20 protein-coding genes are annotated in these 19,185 nt (G+C 56.2%); 9 read left to right on the top strand and 11 right to left on the bottom strand.

Features of this window, described 5'->3' with window-relative positions; translation table 11 throughout:
• Positions 1-13: 13 nt before the first annotated feature.
• Positions 14-718 (bottom strand): TetR/AcrR family transcriptional regulator, encoded by a 705-nt coding sequence (locus MELB17_RS01540; RefSeq protein WP_007348359.1) that lies wholly within the window; start codon positions 716-718, stop codon positions 14-16.
• A gap of 126 nt (positions 719-844) precedes the next feature.
• On the opposite strand from MELB17_RS01540, the gene MELB17_RS01535 reads away from it, so the two are divergent.
• Entirely contained in the window at positions 845-2,338 is a 1,494-nt protein-coding gene (locus tag MELB17_RS01535; protein ID WP_007348358.1) for a coniferyl aldehyde dehydrogenase, read from the top strand.
• A gap of 81 nt (positions 2,339-2,419) precedes the next feature.
• Complete coding sequence (gene coaD, locus MELB17_RS01530) at positions 2,420-2,896, top strand: pantetheine-phosphate adenylyltransferase (RefSeq protein WP_007348357.1); 477 nt, start codon at positions 2,420-2,422, stop codon at positions 2,894-2,896.
• An 85-nt stretch (positions 2,897-2,981) separates the two neighbouring features.
• Here coaD and MELB17_RS01525 read toward each other — a convergent pair whose 3' ends face one another.
• The 5 genes from MELB17_RS01525 to MELB17_RS01505 all read right to left on the bottom strand — a co-directional run bounded on the left by MELB17_RS01525 (position 2,982) and on the right by MELB17_RS01505 (position 8,860).
• Entirely contained in the window at positions 2,982-4,253 is a 1,272-nt protein-coding gene (locus tag MELB17_RS01525) for a DUF945 family protein (protein ID WP_007348356.1), read from the bottom strand.
• 48 nt (positions 4,254-4,301) lie between these two features.
• A complete protein-coding gene (ppk1, locus tag MELB17_RS01520; RefSeq protein ID WP_007348355.1) occupies positions 4,302-6,443 on the bottom strand; it encodes a polyphosphate kinase 1 in 2,142 nt (713 codons plus the stop codon).
• A 66-nt stretch (positions 6,444-6,509) separates the two neighbouring features.
• Positions 6,510-7,499 carry a porphobilinogen synthase gene (gene hemB, locus MELB17_RS01515; RefSeq protein WP_007348354.1) on the bottom strand — a complete coding sequence of 330 codons (990 nt, stop codon included), beginning with the start codon at positions 7,497-7,499 and terminating at the stop codon, positions 6,510-6,512.
• A gap of 207 nt (positions 7,500-7,706) precedes the next feature.
• Positions 7,707-7,928, bottom strand: coding sequence for a hypothetical protein (locus MELB17_RS01510; protein ID WP_007348353.1), 222 nt, complete (start codon positions 7,926-7,928; stop codon positions 7,707-7,709).
• A 329-nt stretch (positions 7,929-8,257) separates the two neighbouring features.
• Positions 8,258-8,860, bottom strand: a complete 603-nt coding sequence (locus tag MELB17_RS01505; protein WP_007348352.1) for a uracil-DNA glycosylase family protein — start codon at positions 8,858-8,860, stop codon at positions 8,258-8,260.
• Between the two features lie 50 nt (positions 8,861-8,910).
• On the opposite strand from MELB17_RS01505, the gene MELB17_RS01500 reads away from it, so the two are divergent.
• Together MELB17_RS01500 and panP are read left to right on the top strand one after the other, a co-directional pair.
• Complete coding sequence (locus tag MELB17_RS01500) at positions 8,911-9,249, top strand: DUF503 domain-containing protein (protein WP_007348351.1); 339 nt, start codon at positions 8,911-8,913, stop codon at positions 9,247-9,249.
• 87 nt (positions 9,250-9,336) lie between these two features.
• Positions 9,337-10,992, top strand: coding sequence for a pyridoxal-dependent aspartate 1-decarboxylase PanP (gene panP, locus MELB17_RS01495; RefSeq protein WP_007348350.1), 1,656 nt, complete (start codon positions 9,337-9,339; stop codon positions 10,990-10,992).
• 17 nt (positions 10,993-11,009) lie between these two features.
• Here panP and MELB17_RS01490 read toward each other — a convergent pair whose 3' ends face one another.
• Complete coding sequence (locus tag MELB17_RS01490; RefSeq protein WP_007348349.1) at positions 11,010-11,276, bottom strand: hypothetical protein; 267 nt, start codon at positions 11,274-11,276, stop codon at positions 11,010-11,012.
• Between the two features lie 124 nt (positions 11,277-11,400).
• Positions 11,401-12,963 carry an inorganic phosphate transporter gene (locus MELB17_RS01485; RefSeq protein ID WP_036183292.1) on the bottom strand — a complete coding sequence of 521 codons (1,563 nt, stop codon included), beginning with the start codon at positions 12,961-12,963 and terminating at the stop codon, positions 11,401-11,403.
• 229 nt (positions 12,964-13,192) lie between these two features.
• On the opposite strand from MELB17_RS01485, the gene MELB17_RS01480 reads away from it, so the two are divergent.
• A complete protein-coding gene (locus MELB17_RS01480) occupies positions 13,193-13,651 on the top strand; it encodes a flavodoxin (RefSeq protein WP_007348347.1) in 459 nt (152 codons plus the stop codon).
• A 63-nt stretch (positions 13,652-13,714) separates the two neighbouring features.
• Here the strand turns inward: MELB17_RS01480 and MELB17_RS01475 are convergent, their stop codons facing one another.
• The 3 genes from MELB17_RS01475 to MELB17_RS01465 all read right to left on the bottom strand — a co-directional run bounded on the left by MELB17_RS01475 (position 13,715) and on the right by MELB17_RS01465 (position 16,030).
• On the bottom strand, positions 13,715-14,578 hold the full coding sequence (locus tag MELB17_RS01475; protein ID WP_007348346.1) for an acyl-CoA thioesterase: 864 nt from the start codon (positions 14,576-14,578) through the stop codon (positions 13,715-13,717).
• Positions 14,579-14,665: 87 nt separating this feature from the next.
• Positions 14,666-15,850, bottom strand: a complete 1,185-nt coding sequence (locus MELB17_RS01470; RefSeq protein WP_007348345.1) for an FAD-dependent oxidoreductase — start codon at positions 15,848-15,850, stop codon at positions 14,666-14,668.
• A 12-nt stretch (positions 15,851-15,862) separates the two neighbouring features.
• A complete protein-coding gene (locus MELB17_RS01465) occupies positions 15,863-16,030 on the bottom strand; it encodes a rubredoxin (protein ID WP_007348344.1) in 168 nt (55 codons plus the stop codon).
• Positions 16,031-16,275: 245 nt separating this feature from the next.
• On the opposite strand from MELB17_RS01465, the gene MELB17_RS01460 reads away from it, so the two are divergent.
• From MELB17_RS01460 to phoB, 4 genes are all read left to right on the top strand, one after another.
• Positions 16,276-16,833, top strand: coding sequence for a hypoxanthine-guanine phosphoribosyltransferase (locus MELB17_RS01460; protein WP_007348343.1), 558 nt, complete (start codon positions 16,276-16,278; stop codon positions 16,831-16,833).
• Positions 16,799-17,404 (top strand): chorismate--pyruvate lyase family protein, encoded by a 606-nt coding sequence (locus MELB17_RS01455; protein ID WP_007348342.1) that lies wholly within the window; start codon positions 16,799-16,801, stop codon positions 17,402-17,404. The genes MELB17_RS01460 and MELB17_RS01455 overlap by 35 nt, the downstream gene beginning before the upstream one ends.
• Positions 17,405-17,500: 96 nt before the next feature.
• Positions 17,501-18,388, top strand: coding sequence for a 4-hydroxybenzoate octaprenyltransferase (gene ubiA, locus MELB17_RS01450; RefSeq protein WP_007348341.1), 888 nt, complete (start codon positions 17,501-17,503; stop codon positions 18,386-18,388).
• An 89-nt stretch (positions 18,389-18,477) separates the two neighbouring features.
• Complete coding sequence (phoB, locus tag MELB17_RS01445; RefSeq protein WP_007348340.1) at positions 18,478-19,170, top strand: phosphate regulon transcriptional regulator PhoB; 693 nt, start codon at positions 18,478-18,480, stop codon at positions 19,168-19,170.
• Positions 19,171-19,185 lie beyond the last annotated feature (15 nt).

Raw genomic sequence — 19,185 nt, 5'->3', positions numbered from 1 at the left:
CGGATTCCCCATGTTACGTACTTGGATGCGCCGCTTGGCAAAAAGTTCCCGGGCGATAAGTCTCCCGCAGTGCCAACACCGGTTCGCGATATTCAGGGGTCACGTGTGGCAGCTCCAGAGTCAGCACCTGATAAATACCCTGCTTCAACTCCGCCAGCGATAATACCGCTGGCTCTTCGGTTGCGTGAGCGGTTTTTAAATAGGCCATCCAGTTGGTAATGACCAACCACACATTCAGCGCCATGGCGGAACGCAGCGGCTCGGGGCGCGGCGTAATAATGCCACCGCTGGCGAGCTGGCTAAAGATACCATTGATAGCGCTCAGGCAACGGCCGGTAAAATCACCGTAGCCTGCGCGCAGGCGTGGGTCTGCGTCTAGCAGTGACTCTAGGTCACGATGGAAAAACCGGTATTGCCACAAACCGTCGAACACTGCCTCCAGGTACCAGGCCAGATCTGCCAGCACCAAAGGCTGGCTGCCAGGTGCGGCCAGGTAATAATCAACCTGCTGCTGATAGGCTAGAAACAGCTCGTAAACAATGTCGGCCTTGTTGCGGAAATGGTAGTAAAGATTGCCAGGCGAAATCGCCAGTTCTGCCGCAATGTGGTTGGTGCTTATCGCGCGTTCACCACTTTGGTTAAATAGCTGCAGACTGCTCTGCAGAATTCGGTCTCGGGTTTTCATAAAGTCGCCAAAAATCGAAAAATCAACGCTCACGCAAGCGCCAGCGGATGCAGCAGGCGCCTCTGTTTACGCCGCTTGACTCACTAGAGTATATACTCTAATAATGGATTTTAACGCAACCAAAGTGCGTTTTGCACTGACACACAGGGAGTCTTTCTAATGGGCGCAACCCTCGCAACCGCCGCTGCAAAGAACACCAACGGTGTGGCGGCAGACACGGAAAACCCGGCAGAGAACAGCGCCGAGCAAATTGGTTATACCCACGCCGTTTTCCAAAAACAGCAGCAGGCGTTTCGCGCCCAACCCATGCCGACAGCCGACGAGCGCCGCGACAACCTGAATCGATTGAAACAGGCGCTGCTGAGCTGGCAAGACTTACTCATAGCAGCCATTGACAAAGACTTTGGCTGTCGCTCGAAAGATGAAACCCTGATTGCCGAAATCATGCCTTCCGTGCAGGGCATCAACTACACCCTGAAACATCTCGACAGCTGGATGAAACCGTCAAAACGGCACGTATCCATGCTGTTCCGCCCTGCCAGCAACCAGGTGCATTACCAGCCTAAAGGTGTGGTGGGGGTGATTGTGCCCTGGAACTACCCGCTTTACCTGGCCATCGGGCCTTTGGTCGCGTCGCTGGCCGCGGGCAACCGCACCATGGTAAAAATGTCGGAGTTTACCCCGCACACTTCCGCGCTGATGAAAGAGCTGGTGGAAGCCACCTTCGACGAGGATCAGGTAGCCGTTATTCTGGGGGACGCCAAGGTCGCCGCAGACTTCTCCGAGCGGCCGTTCAACCATTTGCTGTTCACTGGTTCAACCTCGGTGGGCAAGTTGGTAATGCAGGCCGCGGCCAAAAACCTGACACCCGTCACCCTCGAGCTTGGCGGAAAATCACCGGCGATTGTCGCAACCGACGTACCACTGGAGGACGCAGCCCAGCGCATTGCCTTTGGCAAGGCATTCAGCGCTGGCCAAACTTGCGTAGCACCAGACTACGTGCTTTGCCCGGCTGACCGGGTGGCTGCTTTTGTTGAGGAATACCGCAAACAGTTCAGCGCCATGTACCCGTCACTGCGGGACAACACCGACTACACGGCGATTATCAACCAACGCCAGTACCAGCGCCTGCAGGGTTATCTGGATGACGCCCGCAGCAAAGGCGCGGAACTCGTCGAGATCAACCCTGCTAACGAAATTCTGGATGCCGCGAGCCACAAATTACCGCTGACGTTACTATTGAACACAACGGCGGATATGCGGGTAATGCAGGACGAAATATTCGGCCCCATTCTGCCTGTTGTGGCTTACGAAACGCTGGACGACGCCCTGCTCTTTATTAACGATCGCCCGCGCCCGCTGGCCTTGTATTACTTCGGTTACAACCAGGACGAACAGCAAAAAGTCGTGGCCAACACCCACTCCGGCGGCATGTGCATAAACGACGCGCTGATGCACGTAGCGCAAGACGACCTGCCGTTTGGTGGCATAGGTGATTCCGGAATGGGGCATTATCACGGCAAAGAAGGGTTTCTTACCTTCAGCCATCAGCGTGGAATTTTTGCCAAGCAGAAGTTCAACAGCGGCAAAATGGTGTACCCGCCCCACGGCGGTGTTGCCCACAAGCTGATCTACAAACTGTTTATTCGCTGATTCAGTTGCGCCTGGCCCGTCGCGAAACATCGCTGGCGCTGCTATTCTGGGCAAAATAACGACGTAGAGACGGAGCTGTAAATGCCAAAAGTTATTTACCCGGGTACGTTTGACCCCATCACCCATGGTCATACTGACTTAATTGAACGGGCTAGCCGGTTATTCGACGAAGTGGTGGTGGCGGTGGCTTATAACTCCAAGAAAAAGCCCTTACTGGAGCTGGAGGAACGCTGCGAACTAGTCCGCCGGGCCACAGCCCATGTTCCCAACGTGACGGTCATGGGCTTCAGTAATTTGTTAGCAGAATTTGTGCGCTCGCAGAACGCCACGGTGATTTTACGTGGCCTTCGGGCGGTGTCAGATTTTGAGTACGAATTTCAGTTGGCAGACATGAACCGCCGCTTGGCGCCGGAACTGGAGAGCGTGTTCCTCACGCCAACCAATCACCTGTCTTATATATCATCTACCCTGATCCGCGAGATTGCGTCCTTGGGCGGGGATGTATCCGAATTTGTCGATCCGGCGGTGCAAGACGCGTTGAAAAACAAATTCAGCTAAAGCGGAACGCCCGAACCGAGCTATTCCCTGAGCCAGACCAACACCGGCCAGCGCGCCAAACCAGGCGGCTGGCCAGACCCATCGATTACAACAGCGGCGGCAGCGGAATTGGCCGGCCGTTGACGTTCAACACCAAATCTTTCAACGTTGCCTTCAGCAACAGGCGATCACCTTCCGTAATCAACAACCCATCTTTAATCAAAGGCGCTGTTTGCATGCGCACAGCTTCGTTGTTTTCAGCCAGGGCCAGCGGTATGGATAACTCCATTTCACCTTCAAGCGCCGGCATGATCAGTAACGATTCAGAATCGCCCGCAGCCCCAGGATGGGTTACCAGCACTTTGCCCTGCAACGGCCCGTCAGGGCTGACCAGATGGATATCCGGGAAGCCCACACTGAAGCCCGCTGCGGCTAACATCTGCATCGACTCGCCTACGTCTGACATCGCCTGCATTTGTTGCTGAAACGCGGTTGGGTCGCCGTTTTCGGCGGCAAATGCCGCTAGCTGCATATCAGTCACGCTGCGGCTAACAGCGTTCCAGGCCTCTACGTTCAGGCCCTTCAGCGCAAACTCAATGCGGTGTGGCCCCAGGGTATCCCCTGCTGCCAACTGCAGCTCGTCCAGGTTGACGCTTATGAACGAATCCAGAGCACTGTTGTCGTTTATCGCTTCGCTGTTCGAATAGAGCGACAGACCGCGCAGCATAATGGCGTCAGCGTTTGCAGGCATCAACTCCAGACCTTGCAAAGCGAGGGTGCCCTCGCCGATCCAGATGTCACCGCTCAGACGCTGCATTTCCTGCTCCAGCGTCAGATCACTGAGGCGCAGGTCTACCTCTTCCGAGGCAATAACCAGCGACGGCCAGTCTGCACTGATATTCACAGCGTCTGCGCCGAGGCTGCCATTTACGCGCACCACACCACCACTGCCAAAGACTGTCTCCACGCTACCGTCATCAGTAATGCTGAACTTAGGCACGGTCAGCTCGGCTACCGCCGAACCCCAAAGCCGGGTTTCTGCGGTCAAGCGCGGGGCATCATCGCCAAACCAGCTTTCACCTGCCGGGGTCCAGCCGTTCACCGGTTTAAATTCGGTCAGGCTGCCGGTCACGCCGTGGCTCACGCTGGCAAGGTAGGGAACGCTCAGTTCCTCACCGCTTGCCGGGTCCCGAAGCAACAATTTACCTTCAAATTCGGAGCTCCAAAATCCGCGATCGTAGCGCCCGACTTGCATTTCCAACCAGGTCTGGGAGCCGTTCACTTCCTGTGAAGCCCGCTGCCACTGTTGCTCGGCCAGGTAGCCTGTGCCATAGGGCAATGCAATACCCGCCACCACTAGCAGTCCGGCAGATGCCATTATCCATTGTCGTTTCAAAGCGTTCTCCAGTCATACCACATTAATAAATCAAGATTTGGCGGTCAGCCGCTCCAGCAACACCAACTGCGAAGCCAGCCTTGGCTCGCCCTCCGCCGGTTCGTTCTGCTCATAACTGCCATCAGCCTGCAACACCCAAGACTGGCAGTTATCAGCAAGATAGGTATTCAAATCGTCTTGCAAACGCTCCACCAGCGCCGGCTCCTCCACAGGGAAGGCGACTTCAACCCGCCTTAGCAGGTTACGTTCCATGCCATCGGCGCTGGAGCAATACACCTGGGCTTGGCCATCGTTACCAAAATAGTAAACCCGGGTATGCTCCAGAAAGCGCCCGATAATAGAGCGCACGTGAATGGTGCTCGACAACCCGGGCACCTGGGGCCGAAGGCAGCAGATACCACGAATAATCAGGTCAATTTTCGCACCGGCCTGGGAGGCACGATACAGCGCTTTAATCAGCTGAGGCTCGGTCAGGCCGTTGAACTTGAAAATAATCCGGCCCTTCTCACCCAGGCGGGTTTCCCGCTCAATCAGTTGCAGTATTCGCGAATGCAGAGTGAATGGTGAGTGGAACAGTTTCTTGATTTTTAACGCCTTGCCCATACCGGTCAACTGCTGGAACAGTTTGTTCACATCGTCGCCGATAGATTCGTCGCAGGTCATAAAGCTGTAGTCGGTGTACAGGCGAGCGTTGGCGGCATGATAGTTACCCGTACCCAAGTGCACATAGCGCCGCAAGCGGCCTTCTTCGCGGCGCACAATCAGAATCATTTTGGCGTGGGTTTTGTAGCCCACTACCCCGTACACCACAATTACCCCGGCTTCCTGCAGGCGGCTGGCCAGCTCCAGGTTTTCCTCCTCGCTGAATCGCGCCGTCAGCTCGATAACAACGGTGACTTCCTTACCGCGGCGAGCGGCATCGGCCAAGGCTTCGGCCACTTCGGAGTTGGCACCGGAGCGATACAAGGTCTGACGAATGGCCAGCACCTGCGGATCTTTGGCGGCCTGGCGCAGCAAATCCACCACCGGACTGAAGTTCTCATAGGGATGGAGCAACAGAATCGGACGCTTGCGGATGCTGTCAAACATCGAGTCACGGCTGCGAATCTGGCGCGGGATCACCGGTGAAAAACCGGAATAGCTCAGGTCCGGTCGGTCCACCAGACCCCCTACCGCCAGCAGCCGGGCCAGGTTCACCGGGCCACGCACCTCGTAGAGGTCGCGCTCGGTCAGGCCAAACTCGGTCAGCAGAAACTGAACCAGCTCCTGCGGGCAATTATCCGCCACTTCCAGGCGCACACCGTCACCAAAACGGCGGCTCAGCAACTCACCGCGCAGGGCCGATGCCAGGTCTTCCAGGTCGTCTTCCAGCTCCAGATCCGCATTACGGGTCAGGCGAAACTGGTAACAGCCTTTGATTTCCATACCCGGGAACAGCTCGTCGGTATGGGCGTGAATCATCGACGACAAAAACACCAGATTGTCGCCGCCGTCGCAAACGTCATCCGGCAGCCGCACCAGCCGCGGCAAAGACTTCGGCGCCGGCACAATGGCCATACCGGTTTCACGGCCAAAAGCATCTTTGCCGTCCAGTTCCACAATAAAGTTGAGGCTTTTATTCACCAGCCGCGGGAACGGGTGCGATGGATCCAGGCCAATCGGGCTGACCACCGGTAGTATTTCTTCGTCAAAATAGGTGCGCACCCATTGGGCCTGGGCCGGAGTCCACTCGTGCCGGCGCACAAAGTGGATATTTTGCTTTTCCAATTCCGGAATCAGCACGTTGTTCAAAATATCGTACTGTTCGTCAATGTACTCGTGAGCCACACGGCTGATCTCCGCCAGTAGCTGTTCCGGCTGCAGTCCGTCGGCGTGGATTTGCTCCCGGCCGTACTTCAACTGCTGGCGCATACCCGCCACGCGGATTTCGAAGAATTCGTCCATGTTGCTGCTGAATATGCAGCAGAAAATAAGCCGGTTGATTAGCGGATGGGTGTCGTCCAGGGCCTGCTTCAACACCCGATGGTTGAACTGCAGTTGGCTCAACTCGCGGTTGAAAAAATTTTGGCAGGCGTCCAGGCTCAGACTTTCCTCGGGCGAAAGCACAGTGTCCGCTGCGGGCAAAGTAGAATCATTGTCGGCAATCTTCAGATTGCCCTTTTTACTGGTCATTGGCTTACCGTCCTTGTTTTGTTACTGCGCTCTCAGCGCGGGGCCTGAGCGACCCCGCACTGCGGATCATTTCTGTTTCATCAGCCGCGCAGCGCGAAGAGCAAAGTAGGTCAGGATACCGTCGGCGCCGGCACGGCGCATGGCCATCAGGCTTTCCATCATCACCGCATCGCCGTCCAGCCAGCCATTCTGCGCTGCGGCCATGTGCATGGCGTATTCTCCACTGACCTGGTACGCGAACGTGGGCACCTGCAACTCGGTTTTCACTCGTCGCACAATGTCCAGGTACGGCATGCCCGGTTTTACCATCACCATATCGGCGCCTTCGGCGATGTCCATGGCCACTTCGTGCAGGGCTTCGTCGCTGTTAGCCGGGTCTATTTGGTAAGTAGCCTTATTGCCTTTGCCAAGGTTGCCGGCAGAGCCTACTGCGTCGCGGAATGGGCCGTAGTAGGCAGACGCGTACTTGGCGGAATACGCCATGATGCGGGTGTTCACGTAGCCCGCTTCTTCCAGTGCTTCGCGGATCGCAATAATGCGACCGTCCATCATGTCGGAAGGTGCAATGACATCGGCACCGGCTTCGGCCTGAGACAGCGCTTGTTTCACCAACGCATCTACGGTGATGTCGTTCAACACATAACCGTTGTCATCAATAATGCCGTCCTGGCCGTGTGTGGTAAACGGGTCCAGAGCGGCGTCGGTAATCACACCCAGTTCCGGATGGGCCTGTTTCAGTGCACGCACAGCCCGCTGCGCCAAACCCTGGGGGTCCCAGGCGCCAGAGCCCTGCAGATCTTTATGCTCGGCAGGCACCACCGGGAACAGGGCAATAGCCGGTATGCCCAACTCCACCACTTCGGCGGCTTGGGCTACCAGAAGGTCAATACTCAAACGCTCCACGCCGGGCATAGAAGCCACAGCTTCGCGCTGGTTTTCGCCATCCAACACAAACACTGGGAAAATCAGATTGTCAGGCGACAGCTGGTTTTCACGCACCAACCGGCGGGAAAAATCACTGGCGCGGTTGCGGCGTAAACGGGTGGCGGGAAACATGCGGGGAGTCAGATTCGACACAGAACCTCCAGATTGGGAAAAAGAGTGGCAAAAAGAGTGGTACAAAAATAAAAGCCGGCTGCGAACGTCGGCACAGGTTTTTATGATACACCTCGGCCACCAAGCTTGCAGTTGCGGTAACCGTATATACAAAAAGGCCCGGGCAATATCGCCCAGGCCTGGCATCACTTTTTGACTGATTAAGGCTTAGAGTGCACGACCGTTAAAGCCTGAGTCCACTTTGCTGCCGCCATCGCTACGAAACCCATTCGCCACTTCACTGATGGTGCCACCCTGGCTCAGGAAGGCCTCAATGTCAGCCTGCAACTGGGCACGAACCCGGGCGCGACCCGCAATGGAATGGGTATTTTCAGCGTCGGCAGACCAACCGCCAGATGTTTCCAGAGTGCTTTCGTCGAATTCACTCATGTTGTTCTCCATCAACGAAAACCAAAAATACGAACGCTAAAGACCACAGGCCAGCAGCGTTCCATTTCGACAGAGTTCCACATGTTGGATTGTCTTGGCGTCTTTATAATCTGTAAACGATGACAAGGCCATTTATTGGCAAACACTTTTTTGTAATTTTTTGTAAAAAACCATAAGACATTGATTTTAATAGTTATTAAATTTTCTGCCCCGATCGTAAAAAGGACAAGATTCTATGCTGGAAGCAGGGCTGCATAGCACTTACTTTGTTAGCATTACTGCTAATTCAGGCCGGCATCGACCTAAGGCAGGCTCGGGCCATAACTGGATTAGCAAACGTTCAACAAACCCGCTATCCGCTGCTGAAGCGCTGGCACCACCTCAGCTTCAAACCAGGGATTACGGCGTAACCACAGATTATTGCGAGGACTGGGGTGTGGCATGGGCATCTGCGCCGGCCAGTACGCCCGCCAGTTCTGCACGTTAGCCGTGACGGTGCCGGCAGGGTTCGCCAAGTGCCAATTGTGGGCGTATTGGCCAATCACCAGAGTCATGGCCACATTGGGCAAGCGTTGCAGCAGGGCACTGCGCCAAGCCTGCGCGCACTCGGGTCGCGGTGGCAAATCGCCATTTTTACCGCTACCCGGGTAGCAAAAGCCCATAGGCAGAATAGCCAGCTGGCGTTCATCGTAAAATGGTTCGCGACCAATACCCATCCACTGACGCAGCCGATCGCCGCTGGGGTCGTTAAAGGGCAGACCGGTTTCATGCACCCGGCGCCCGGGCGCCTGGCCTACCACAAGAATCCTTGCCGACTCTGCCATCTGGATCACCGGGCGAGGGCCGTAGGGCAAATTTTCAGCACACAGGGTGCACGCCCGTACACGGCTTAATAACTGTTCGAACGGCAAACTTGCAAGTGAATCTGTCATCGGCGTACCTTGGCAAATTGGGGACGGCTATCAATCTGAAGGAATCGTGAATGTCAGACGCATTACGAAAACTGCTCAAGGAGTCGGCGCAGGCTCCGGCGATCACCCCACACATCGGCGTGCTCATCCTGCACTTTCAACTTTATGCCTGTGATGATCTGAAAGCCAAGCGCAAAGTATTTGCGCCATTAAAAACGATCTGGGGTAAAGAACCGGACCTGGCGGTGGCCGAAACCGACCATCAGGACACCCTGGATTGCGCCACCTGGACTGTCGTGGCGTTGGGCTCGTCATCACAGCAGATCAGCCAGCGCTTGGACCAGGTCGAAAAAGCCATCAGCGAACGTATTGATGCCGCCATTCTGGACGTCGATCGGCAGCTGCTGTAAGGCACACTTGATGAGGCGCCGCCGAATGTGGCGTAACCACTTTTCACGCCGTATACTACGGCTCCTCGAGACTGCGCGTGGCGCCCTATGACCGGAATTAAAAAATCCGCCCAGGCCTCTGTAGAGGCAATGTATCGTGTTTTCACGATTCCTGAGGCACCCGATTCTACCCTGAGCCGAATTGACCAGGATATATCCCGCAATCTTGCCGGTTTTCTTCAGGATCACATTGTTGCGGTAGAGCGTGACCTGGCTGACGTTGAGAAGAATTTCTCCGAATACAGCGTGCCAGAAAAGCCCATTTTTGTGTCTGAGCAAACCCAGTTTCTGCTCGACAAACTGGTGGCAAACTCGGTACACACCGCATCACCGGCTTTTATCGGCCACATGACGTCGGCACTGCCCTATTTCATGCTGCCGCTGTCGAAGATCATGATTGCCCTGAACCAGAATCTGGTGAAAACCGAAACCTCCAAGGCGTTTACGCCCCTGGAGCGCCAAGTGCTGGGCATGATTCATCGGCTGGTGTTCGAAGAAGACGGTTCGTTCTACCGCAAATGGATGCACAACCCCCACTACGCGCTGGGCGCCATGTGTTCCGGCGGCACCGTTGCCAATCTTACTGCGCTGTGGGTAGCCCGCAACCACGCATTTCCGGCGGAAGGTAACTTCCGCGGCTTGCAGCAGGAAGGCCTGTTCCGCGCTTTGAAATATTACGGTTACGAAGGCGCCGCTATTGTTGTGTCGCGCCGCGGCCATTATTCCCTGAACAAAGCCGCCGACGTATTGGGCCTGGGCCGCGATGCACTGGTGACTGTGGCAACCGACAGCAACAACCGTATCCAGATTGATGCGCTGCGGGAAAAATGCCTGCAATTGCAAAAACAGAAAATCAAGGTGATCGCCCTCTGTGGCATTGCCGGCACAACCGAAACCGGCAACGTAGATCCGCTGGAAGCCATGGCCGATATCGCCCGCGAATTCGGCGCGCACTTCCACGTAGATGCCGCTTGGGGTGGGCCAACCCTGTTTTCCCGACGTTATCGTTCGCTGCTAAAAGGCATTGAAAAAGCCGATTCGGTCACCTTTGACGCTCATAAACAGCTTTATGTGCCCATGGGCGTGGGTTTGGTGGTGTTCCGCGATCCCAGCCTGGCCAGTGCGGTTGAACACCACGCCCAGTACATTATCCGCAAAGGCTCGCGGGATTTGGGCAGCACCACGCTTGAGGGCTCGCGCCCGGGCATGGCGATGCTGATTCACTCTGGCCTGAAAATTCTGGCCCGAGAAGGTTATGAACTGCTGATTGACGCAGGCATTGGCAAGGCCCGAACATTCGCGGCCATGATTGATGAGGCTGAAGATTTTGAGCTGATCACCCGGCCCGAACTGAACATTCTGACCTATCGCTACTGCCCAACTCAGGTCCGGCAGGCTCTGGAAAGTGCCGATGAAATGCTAGCAGAAAAGATCAACACCAGCCTGAACCGCGTCACCAAGTTTATCCAGAAAACCCAGCGTGAAAGGGGTAAGGCGTTTGTCTCCCGCACTCGTTTGGAGCCGGACAACTACTTCAACTTTCCCTGCATCGTGTTCCGCGTGGTGCTGGCCAACCCGCTGACCACCGCCGACATACTGTCGGACATTCTGGCAGAGCAACGGCTGCTGGCCGGCGAAGACGGTATTGCCGACGAAATGGCAATTCTGAACAACCTGGCCACCGGCGCCAGGGCGCAAGCCTAAGCGTTTCTAATCAGCTCTTAATAAAGCGCGTCTTCATCGTCTAACACTTCGTGAATGATGTCTAAAAACATGCGGTCCGCATCGCTCCACTTTTCCGGAATGCGAATACTGGTGCTGGAGCTGATTTCCCGCGCGATAGCCTCGTCAGAATTGGGCTCGCCTTTATGCTTGCGGGCAATGTCCATCGATCTGACCGCAATGGTGGGTTCGCTCATTACTTTTTTGATAAACACCCTCAGCTCGTTAATTATCCTGGCCTGGTTGCTTTCAACAGATGTACTCATAAGCTCACTCCCCAACAAATAGAATTACGGAAGCTATTACTCCCACGTCGTGTTACTCAGTATGGGCAAACTCGCCTTGAACGGCTAGTGTCCCGTTTCGCTGATTCGTTAGCCAAACAGGACGTTAAATCATTAGCCCGCGCAGGGTGAAAAACAACACGGCAGCAATCGACGCCGACGCCGGCACGGTAATAATCCAGGCCGCTGCGATGCGGGTCAGATGGGAACGCTTAACCATTTCTTCCCGGTAGACTTTCTTCAGCCGTTTGCGGTCGTTTTTTGTCAGTGGTACCTGTTTTTTATTTTTCTTCGCACGCTTGAGCAAATTTTCCATTTCCTCAACCGAGGCGTTACGGAAGTCATCCAGAAATGGCTTCAGACGTTCGCGCTCTACGGGGTCACGCTCTTCCATGATCTTGTGCAGTTGGGTGGCGTAATTCGACTTCAGATACTCACGCAGGAAACCAACGCCAAACACACCGCCAATGGCGATGTGGGTGGAGCTAACAGGCAGTCCAAGTTGCGACGCCAAAATAACGGTCAAAGCAGCCGATAGCGCAATGCAAAAGGCGCGGGTTTTATCCAGCTCTGTGATTTCACTGCCCACGGTTTTGATCAGCCGCGGGCCAAACAGCATCAGGCCCAACGCAATACCCAAGGCGCCCACCGCCATCACCCACAAAGGAATACTGGAGGACGTCATCACGCCGCCGTTGGCCAAGGCATCGTTTATGGCCGCCAAGGGTCCAATAGCGTTGGCAACGTCGTTAGCGCCGTGGGCGAAGCTGAGCAGCGCCGCGGCAAAAATCAGCGGCCAAGTGAACAGCGTGTTTACGCCCGCGGCGTTGTTTTCCATAGTCGCGGCTTTGCGGTTAACCAACGCGCGTATCGCGAAGAAAGCCGCCGCGGCAGCCACCAGACCCACCAGCGCAGCACCCATAAAGTTCAGCGATACAAGCTTTTTCAGGCCTTTGAGCATCAGATACGTGCCAAACGCCCAGGCCATGCCGGCCACCAGCCAAGGCACAAAAATGCGCGCTGCCGCGATAACATTGCGCCGGTACAACACGGTGCGGTTTATCAGGTACAAAAACAGAGCGGCCAAAGCACCACCCAACACCGGTGAAATTACCCAACTGGCCGCGATTTTGCCCATGACTCCCCAGTCCGCAATGCCCCAGCCTCCGGCAGCAATACCCGCCCCCAGTACCCCGCCCACAATAGAATGGGTGGTAGACACCGGAGCGCCCATCCAGGTGGCCAGGTTCAGCCACAGCGCGCCGGCCAGCAGGGCTGCCGTCATCAACCAGACAAAGGAGCCGTCGTCACTCAGGTTAGACGGATCGATAATCCCGCCCTTGATGGTAGACACCACGTCGCCGCCGGCAATCAACGCGCCAGCGGCTTCAAAGACAGCCGCCAGAGCAACCGCGGCGCCCAGCGACAAAGCGCCAGAGCCCACCGCAGGGCCCACATTGTTGGCAACATCGTTGGCACCGATGTTGATGGCCATATAGCCACCAATCACTGCAGCGGCCATCAGCAGCATGCCGTTTGGCAGGCCACTCGCAAACGAGCCTACCGACAACCAAACGCCCAGTAAAAACAACAGGCTGATTCCAACCCGAAAGCGTTCCGTGGAGGGGCTGGTAAGAAGTGTGTCCAAAAATCCGCTTGAACGGCTCATATCATGGAATATCTCATGTGGCATGGCGTCATCTGAATGCAGAAAAACTGCAGGCGGCACTATAAAATTTTTGCAATGAAATTGAAATAAATCCGGCATAAATCACCGCATTGCAAAAAACGATCGGTCAGGGCTATTATCTCAAACTGTACATGGTTGCAGCTGGTTCTCATTACCAGCAACTCATCACCAGAAACCCAGACCTCACTCAACTGTTCGGAATTTTTCTATGCAAGCCATCCGCATTCTTGTTGGCAGCGTTTACGGTGGCGCTCTGATGAGTGCCCGCGCCGTCGAAAAGACACTGACGCCGCTCGGTTACCGTGTAACGGTTCTGGAAGAGCCACAGCTGTCTGACATCACCGACAACAACGACGCCCTGCTGGTGTGCACCTCTACCACTGGCCAGGGTGAACTGCCCTCCAACATCCTGCAGTTTTATGTGGATTTGCGGGACCAGCTGCCACAGCAGCCCGGCCGCCCGTTTGGCAGCATCGTGCTGGGTGACAGCTCTTACGGCGACACTTTTTGCGGCGCCGGCGAACTGATCGAAGAAGCCCTCTACGAAACCTCCGCGCGTAAAGTGGGTGACACCCTGCGCATCGACGCCATGGAAACCATGGCGCCCGAGATCGAGGCCGCTGAGTGGGCGCAGGAATGGGTCAAACAACTAAAAACACTTGCCTAAGACACAAACCAAAATCCCAGTCAGAGCTGTTTACCCCGGCTTTGACGGGTTCATTTTATACAGCTACTGGCTTTTTCGCAGGCGAATCAAGCATTCCTGTGCACAGGAAGCAACTATTCCACCGGAAGCATTGTAGAAACTACCACGATTCAACCCCCGCCCTGCCGCCGCACTCGGGCTGTCTTTGTCATACAACAACCACTCATCCATGCGGAAATCACTGTGAAACCACATAGCGTGGTCCAAGCTGGCTACCCGCAAGCCGACATCCCAAAACTTGACCCCATGGGGCACCAGCGACGTGCCCAGAAACGAAAAATCCGAGGCATAGGCCAGTAAGCAGCGGTGCAGCACCGGGTCATCCGGCAAGGTACCCCTTACTCGCACCCAATCCTGTGCTCGGGGTGGGCGGGGTTCGGGATGTAGCGGGTCACCCGGGGCGACCGGGCGGAACTCCACCGGTCGGTCGCGCGTCAGCAGATGGCGCAGTGCTTCAGAAACATGGGGCGCCAGCAGTTCGCCCAGCTCCTGCTCGGTTTTCAGGGTTTCCGGCGCCGGCACCTTTGGCATTTCAAACTGGTGTTCAAGACCTGTCTCATCGCTTTGGAAAGACGCACAACAGGTCAAAATTTCCTTGCCTTCCTGGCGCGCGGTCACCCGCCGAACAGAAAAGCTGCCGCCGTCGCGCACCCGCTCTACTTCATAATCAATGGGCATGCGCTGGTTACCCGGGCGCAAAAAATAAGCATGCAGAGAATGACATAGGCGGTTCTCCACGGTACGGCTGGCGGCCATCAGCGCCTGGCCCAGAACCTGGCCGCCAAATACGTTTGGAAATCCCAGATCTTCGCTGTCACCCTGGAAATGATCTACGCCGGTAGCGCTCACGTTCAGCAAATCCACCAGTTTTCGGGTTATATCCAGCATGCAGGCTCCTGTTGAGTGATAATAAGCAAACGACCTAAATTCTCACCCAGGGCGCGCGGCTTGGCAATGAAAACCGACCATTCGCGCTCAGGAAGCTGCGTTATGCAGCGCCGGCAACTGCCGCGACAACGCCTGTTTCTCCATGGTAAAGCGACCGGTTAGCGCGAAGCCTAACAGCTTACCTTCTGGATTATTAAACAGCGCTTTAACGTGATTGCCATCCTGCTCGACCTGCCAATGCCCTTCCGCGCCCACCGGTGGTGGGTTTACCGCCGCCGGGCAGCAAGGTGTTTTTATCATCACCGGCATGGCCGGGTAGAGCACCTCGCTGCGCTCGCCGCTCAGGGTTTTTGCCAACGCACGGGCGCTGGCCATCAGCGGCATAACATACAGCAGTAGTTGGCCATCCACCTCAGCACAGTCGCCCAGGGCATACACATCGGGCGCCGAGGTTTCCAGCGCCCGATTCACCACAATACCGCGGTTCACCGCCAGCCCGGCCTGCTGTGCCAGTTCGGTCCGCGGCCTTAGCCCCACTGCCGAAATCACCACATCGGCCTGCAGATGCCGGCCGTTGGTCAGCGCCAGGGTTACTCCACCATCGGCTCCGGCCGGCACTTGCTCAATGCGATCAACCTGGGTATTCAGGTGAAAAGTCACACCCAGCGCCTCCAATTCATTTTGCAGGGCGCGAGCGGCCTGTTCGGGCATCAGCGTGGGCATCACCGTTGCCGAGGGTGCAATCACTTCTACCTGATACCCGCCCAGAAGCAAATCATTGGCAAATTCACAGCCAATCAGCCCGGCGCCCATAATGGCCACGCACTCAGCGCCCGTCAGGGCGGCACGGAAGGCACGATAGTCGTTCAGGTCATTAATGGAATACACAGAACCGCTGCCACTGCCAGCCAGATGCAGTGGTACCACTTCCGCACCCCAGGCCAGCACTAACTTGCTGTAGCTTTGCCAGTGGTCACCCAACAGAACCTGGTGGGCCTGTGGGTTTAGAGCGGTCACCCAGGTATGGGGCATCAGGTGCAGATCAAACTGTTCAGCCATCGAATGCTGGGTAGCCTGAGCCAGGCCGTTGGCATCTTTGCCCTTACCAAAGCCGTTAGACAGCATGGGCTTTGAGTAGCTGGTGCCGTCATCGGCGGTTACCAGCAGTATGGGTGCGTCCGCGTCGTGCTTGCGCAGCTCCCGCACCAACGAGTAACCGGCCAAGCCACTGCCAACAATGACAATGGGGTTGCGTTCGGAAGCTGTTGTCATGCTGTACCCGCCTCAGTCGATTTCGATCATTTCAAAATCTTCCTTACCCACACCGCAGTCCGGGCACAACCAATCTTCTGGCACGTCATTCCACGCCGTTCCTGGCTTAATACCGTCTTCCGGCCAGCCTTCGGCTTCGTCATAAATCAGCCCACAAACTACACACTGCCACTTCTTCATTACCTGCTCCTGTTACTATTACCGTTAATAGCGATTGCCGTTCATCTACGCTTTAAATCGACGCCCGGGCCAATCGTACCGCGGAAAATACGCGGTAATTAACGCCTGCCGCAACCCTACGGTGTGGTCAGTATGCCTGTTTTGCACGTGTAGCCATAAATACAGACCCCTCCATGCCCGGTTAGCTCTCCCTTCACACCCATCGCTCCGGTATAATCGCCCGTTTTACGACAGGACCGCCCGTTATGATCGATACCGTCGCCGAAATGAAGCAGGTAATGGCCGAAGCCGATTGCCTGGTTCCAAATCAGCAGGTACAGGCCGCTATTACTGCTCTGGCCAGCGCTATCACCGAACGCCTTGAAGGCAGCAACCCGCTGGTTTTCTGCGTGATGAACGGGGGCCTGATCACCACTGGCCAGCTGCTCACCCAGCTAAACTTTCCCGTTCAGGCCGAATACCTGCATGCCACCCGTTACCGCCAAGAAACCACCGGCGGTATTCTGGAATGGAAGCTGCGGCCGGAAGTTGATATGAACGACCGTATCATTCTAATTGTTGACGACATTCTGGACGAAGGCACAACCCTGTGCGCCATCGCCGATTATTGCCGCGCACACGGCGCCGCTGAAGTGCTGACCGCCGTCCTGGTAGACAAACAGCACGATCGCAAATGTCGACCCGGCCTGAAAGCCGATTTCACCGGTATGGATGTCGAAGACCGCTTTCTGTTCGGCTTTGGCATGGACTACAAAGGCTACTGGCGCAATGCGCCTGGTATCTATGCTGTCAAAGGTCTTTAAAAACAGCCCAACGGCGGCCTGCGCTCTAACGATCCCGCCGGCCTGCTGGTATCACCAGCCAGCGGCCGCGGGCTTGCGCGATCCTCAGGTTCATGGCCCGGCGCGTTACTGGTTAAACGTTCAGGGATCGTTCACCCGAGCGTTGCAGCAACGCTGCCAGCAAAGTTTTCACGTAGAAGTCGCCAGCGAAGGTTTTGCCCTGCCCCGCGCCGAAGAAGCCCGCAAGCTGAACATTCCCTGGCGCCAGCAAGCGTGGATTCGCGAAGTGCGCTTGTGTGGCGATGGCCAACCCTGGGTGTTGGCACGTACCGTTATCCCCCTGGCCTGCTTGCAAGGGCCAGGCCGCCAGCTTCGAAACTTGGGCAACCGACCACTGGGTGCCTACCTGTTCAGCCACCGCCAGTGGCATAGAGGCCCACTCGAAACCGGATTATGCCAGGGCACCCATAGCGGGCAACCGCAGCTGGCCCGGCGCTCGCTGTTTCACACCCGCAGGCAGGGCCGCCAGCATTCGCTGATGGTGTGCGAATACCTGCTACTGCAGCTTTACAGCGGCGCAAAACGAACTTGATTCCGCCAGAGTTGGCAGCGGCTTTTTGACCCGCGCCCGGCGCTGACTATAATCCCCCTGCACATTCACCGTTATTACCGACCAGCGAACCCTGCCATGCTAGCCAACGCCTTGCCCGATCACGTTCGTTTACGCCTGCGGGATTACGCCCTACTGCTGCGTCTGAACCGCCCCGTGGGCACGTTATTGTTGCTATGGCCCACCTACTGGGCGCTGTGGCTGGCCGCCGACGGCATGCCCAGCCTGAGCAACCTGATTGTGTTCACGCTCGGCGTGTATTTTATGCGTGCGGCGGGTTGTGCCATTAATGACTTTGCTGACCGCGAATGGGACAGGCACGTCGAGCGCACCAAAGACCGGCCGTTAACCACCGGCCGCATCCAGCCCTGGGAGGCCGTCGCGCTGTTTGCTGGACTGGGCCTGGTATCGTTTTTAATGGTGCTGCTGTTTACCAACACGCTGACCCTCTATTTGGCTTTTGGTGGCGCTCTGTTAGCGTTCGTTTATCCCTTTATGAAGCGCTATACCCACCTGCCCCAAGTATTTCTGGGGGCGGCCTTCGGCTGGAGCATTCCGATGGCCTGGGCGGCCCAAACCGGTGAGCTCAGCCAAGTCACCTGGCTACTGTTCATTGCCAATGTTATCTGGTCGGTGGTGTATGACACCTTTTACGCCATGGTAGATCGCGAAGACGACCTGAAAGTGGGCATAAAATCCACCGCAGTGCTGTTCGGTGACGCCGATCGCCTAATCCTGGGCATTCTGCAGACCACCATCATCGCCATACTCCTGCTGGTCGGCCAACAGGCCGAACTGGGCACTTTTTACTATTTGAGTTTGCTGACCATGGCTTGCCTGTTCATTTACCACCAATTTCTGGCCCGTGAGCGCGACCGAGTCGGATGCTTCAAAGCCTTTTTACACAATAACTGGGCAGGTTTTGCGCTGTTTGCCGGGCTGGCCGTTGACCGCATGCTCGCCTGAGCAAAACTCTCGACCCGCTGTCACATATCTGTAACAGTAATCGGGTGTACTACGGCGAATTCAACGCAACGCTAAAGCAGGTTACCGCCATGCCCGAAAAAACCATTCTGATTGTAGACGACGAGTCTGCCATTTGCGAAATGGTCACTGTGGCCCTGGAAATGGCGGGTTATGTCTGCCTGCAAGCCGCCGACGCAAAGGCTGCCCACACCCTGATTGTCGACAAGCGCCCGGATCTGATTTTGCTGGATTGGATGTTGCCGGGCACCAGCGGTATCGAGCTGGCCCGACGGCTGAAAAAAGACGATACTACAGCGGCAATTCCCATTATTATGTTGACCGCAAAAGTCGAAGAAGATAACAAAATACTGGGTCTTGAATCCGGCGCCGACGACTATATCACCAAGCCATTTAGCCCGAGGGAATTGCTGGCCCGGCTGAAAGCCGTGCTGCGACGCAGTACCCCCGCCGGCGTTGATAGTGCACTGGAAGTCGGCGGCCTGACTCTGGACCCGCTCAGCCACCGGGTTAGTAGTCAGTTCGGACAACTGGAACTGGGGCCAACAGAATACCGCATGCTGCAGTTTTTCATGAGCCATCAGGACCGGGTATACAGCCGCAGCCAGCTGCTGGACCAGGTTTGGGGCGCCAACGTGTATCTGGACGAACGCACCGTAGACGTCCACATCCGCAGGCTGCGCAAAGCGCTTGGCACCCATCACGACCATCTAATACAAACCGTTCGCGGTGCCGGTTACCGATTTTCCGCAGACCCCGGCTAAGCGCCGAACCCGTTA

Source organism: Marinobacter sp. ELB17, from assembly GCF_000169375.1.
In the GTDB taxonomy this organism is placed as follows: Bacteria; Pseudomonadota; Gammaproteobacteria; order Pseudomonadales; family Oleiphilaceae; genus Marinobacter.
Note: the sequence above shows the minus strand (reverse complement) of the source record. Positions and strands in the feature narration are given on the sequence as shown.